The organism is Streptomyces sp. XM83C (assembly GCF_023072675.1).
In the GTDB taxonomy this organism is placed as follows: Bacteria; Actinomycetota; Actinomycetes; order Streptomycetales; family Streptomycetaceae; genus Streptomyces; species Streptomyces thermocoprophilus.
Genome location: NZ_JALLGL010000447.1, coordinates 1 through 3,619, shown reverse-complemented (window position 1 = coordinate 3,619; position 3,619 = coordinate 1). Strand labels below are relative to the sequence as shown.

Below are 3,619 nucleotides of genomic sequence, written 5' to 3'. Positions count from 1 at the left end.
CGTGGTGCCGTCACGGGAAACGACCTTCTGCATACCCACTCCTCACGCCGTTCGGAGGTGCCCTCACCTCCCCACCTGGCGGCATCTTCGAGCGGTGTGCTGGACCACCGGTCGAGGAACGGTCGCAGGCCCCTGCGGCCCCGTCGTCGCCCCCGGCCCCGCCCCCCCGGCCCACCGCCGCCGAGCCGTCGTACGCCGTCGCACCCGAGGACGACATCCCCGAGGACGACGACCCCGACCTCAACGAGTCCGCCCTGTCCGGGCACGAGCTGATCGTGCGGGAACTGGGCGCGACCGTCGTCGAGGAGTTCACCAACGAGTAGCCGGCCCGGGCGCCGGTCGTCCGTCGTGCGGGCCCGGTCCTGCGGCGGCGGTCGTGCGGCGGCGGCCTGATCGGTCGGCGCGTCCAGCCGGTCTTCGGAGGAACCTACGACTGCGGCGGTACAGGCGCTTCGGAAGCCCGCACAAGGCCCCGCCGCCCGCTCCCGTTAGGCTGACCCCGTGAACGTCCTCGTCATCGGCAGCGGCGCCCGCGAACACGCCCTGTGCCGCTCTCTGTCCCTCGACCCCGCCGTCACCGCGCTGCACTGCGCACCCGGCAACGCCGGCATCGCCGAGGTCGCCGAGCTGCACCAGGTCGACGCCCTGGACGGCGCCGCCGTGGCCGCGCTGGCCACGGAGCTGGGCGCCGAGCTGGTCGTCGTCGGCCCGGAGGCCCCGCTCGTCGCCGGAGTCGCCGACGCCGTGCGCGAGGCCGGCATCCCGGTGTTCGGGCCCTCCAAGGAGGCCGCGCAGCTGGAGGGCTCCAAGGCCTTCGCCAAGGACGTGATGGCCGCCGCCGGCGTCCCCACCGCCCGCTCCTACGTCTGTACGACCGCGGAGGAGGCCGCCGCCGCCCTCGACGCGTTCGGCGCGCCGTACGTCGTCAAGGACGACGGTCTCGCCGCCGGCAAGGGCGTCGTCGTCACCGACGACCTGGAGGCCGCCAAGGCGCACGCCGCCGCCTGCGAGCGGGTCGTCATCGAGGAGTTCCTGGACGGCCCGGAGGTCTCCCTGTTCGCCGTCACCGACGGCGAGACGGTCGTCCCGCTCCAGCCCGCGCAGGACTTCAAGCGCGCGCTCGACGGCGACCAGGGCCCCAACACCGGTGGCATGGGCGCCTACTCCCCGCTGCCCTGGGCCGACCCCAAGCTGGTCGACGAGGTGCTTCAGACCGTTCTGCGGCCGACCGTGGACGAGTTGCGCCGCCGCGGCACCCCGTTCTCCGGGCTGCTGTACGCGGGCCTCGCGATCACCTCGCGCGGTGTACGGGTCATCGAGTTCAACGCCCGGTTCGGCGACCCCGAGACCCAGGTCGTGCTGGCCCGCCTGAAAACCCCGCTGGCCGGTGTCCTCAAGGCCGCCGCCACCGGCACTCTCGCCGACCTGGAGCCGCTGCGCTGGAGCGACGACGCCGCCGTCACCGTCGTCGTCGCCTCCCACAACTACCCGGGCACCCCGCGCACCGGCGACCCGATCACCGGCCTCGACGAGGTCGCCGCCCAGGACGCCCCGCACGCCTACGTCCTGCACGCCGGTACGCGCCGCGAGGGCGACGCGGTCGTCAGCGCGGGCGGACGCGTCCTGTCCGTCACTGCCACGGGCGCCGACCTCACGCAGGCCCGCGAGCGGGCGTACGCCGCCGTCGGCCGTATCCGGCTGGACGGCTCCCAGCACCGCACCGACATCGCGGCGAAGGCGGCGGCGGGCGCCTGACGTCCCCGAGCGGCGTCCGACCCGCCCGAGCGGTGCCCGACGACGTCCCCGAGCGGTGCCCGACGGCGTCCCCGAGCGGTGCCCGACGACGTCCCCGAGCGGTGCCCGACGACGTCCCCGAGCGGCGTCCGACCCACCCGGGCGGCGTCCGACCCACCCGGGCGGTGTGACCGCGCGCGGTCATGCGAAGGGCCCCGGTTCCCCCTCTCGGGAACCGGGGCCCTTCGCATGCCGTTCGTCATCCACCTCTGACCAAAGCCATTCCATCGAGTGACCGATCGTCCATCCGGCTGACGGGGGCCGGGGCCCCAACTATGGTGCGGCGCAGCGTTCCGGCACTTGGCCCACCGGCATTGCGATGTCAGTGGCGGGTGCCACAGTGGGGGAGTGAGCAAGACCAGGACAGGCAGCACCGGCACACGGGGGAGGGGGTGAGGTCCGGTCATGACCGGTATGGGTGTGGAGGCGGGAGCGCAGGCCGCGCGGTCCCGTGCAATGGCGGTGCTGCGTGTCCGCGGCAGGGCGCTGGCCGTGGCGCTGCTGCCTGCGGCCACTGCCGTGATCCTGGTGGCGGGCGGCACCAGCGGGCATCTGGTGGGCCGCGGCTGGGACATCGCCCGCTGGGTCGTGTCCGGGCTCGCCCTGCTGGTGCTGTTCGCGGCAGCGGGCGTGGCGCTGGTGGTCGCGCGGGCCCGCCCTGCCGTCAGCCCCACGGTGCCGATCAGCGAGGAGTCGGCCCCCGATCTGTACCGGATGGTCCGTGATCTCGCCGACCGCCTCGACGTTCCGGCCCCCTCGGCCATAGCGCTCACACCGGACTGTGACAGTTGGCTGGAGGACCGTACCCACCCGCCGCACGGTCCGCCCGCCGGGAAGCCCCACGCCGATCAGGGCGAGGAGGGACGCGATGTCGCCGCACCCGGCCGTTCCCGCCCCCACCGTCGTACGGCCGCCACGGTGCTGGTCATCGGCTCCCCGTTCCTGTGGTGGATGCGCGTCGGTGAACTGCGCGCGGTCCTCGCCCCGGTCGTCGCCGGTACGGGACCCTCCGCCCACCCGGACATAGCCGCAGCCCGGCGTTTCGTGCGGGGCCTGGACGCGGCGGTTGCGGTGGCCGCGACGCCCGGTCGCTGCCCGCTGACCCGGACGGTGTGCGCGGCTCTGGGCTGGGTGGCCCGGCTGCTGCTGCGCGGTTGCCGTGAGCACGCGGCGGAGATGGAGCGCGGTGTCGCCGCGGCTGCCGCCGAGCGCGCCAAGACGGTGGACTACGGCCTGCGGATCGTCGCGCAGGAACAGGTGGGCCTGGCCTACGCGGGCTGGGACCGGCTGCTGACCCGGGTCGCGCTGCCCGCCTGGCGGATGGGCCGCTGGCCCGCCCGGCTGGACGCGGGCGTGGTGGCCGCCCTGACCGAGCTGTCCCGCCGGGACCGGCTGGCCGAGGGCTTCACCTCCCGCCTCGGCGAGCGGCCCGCCTGCGATCTGCTGGAGGAGCCCGGCCTGGTCGACGAGGCAGCCTCGCTGCTGGCCGCCCGGCTCTTCCACGGCGGACCCGCGGAGGCCGGGCCGGACTGGTCGCCCGTCGACTGGGACGACTATCCGGAGGAGGTCGTCGACCGCAAGTGGCGCAGCGACGCCGCCCGCCTGCACCGCGTCCTGGACACCCTCGGCACGCCGATACCCGCCGACCCCGGCCGGGACTCCATAGCCGACCGGGCATCCGACGCCGGCCACCGCGCCGTACGCCAGGCGCCAGCCGACGCCGTACGGCACCTCGCTGCCGACGCCGCCCACGACCCCGTACCGCACGCCGCCGCCCCCGACGCCGTACAGGGCTCCGCCCCGGACACCGCCCCCGAGGCCGTAC

At 75.2% G+C, this 3,619-nt stretch carries 2 protein-coding genes and 1 pseudogene; all 3 read left to right on the top strand.

Annotated elements, in window-relative coordinates:
- A pseudogene (locus MTQ10_RS28930) lies at window positions 1-323 on the top strand (DNA polymerase III subunit gamma and tau); the annotation flags it as partial.
- 178 nt (window positions 324-501) lie between these two features.
- Window positions 502-1,755, top strand: a complete 1,254-nt coding sequence (gene purD / locus MTQ10_RS28925) for a phosphoribosylamine--glycine ligase (protein WP_247473332.1) — start codon at window positions 502-504, stop codon at window positions 1,753-1,755.
- Window positions 1,756-2,199: 444 nt separating this feature from the next.
- On the top strand, window positions 2,200-3,619 hold a 1,420-nt coding region (locus MTQ10_RS28920), incomplete at its 3' end, for a hypothetical protein (protein WP_247473331.1).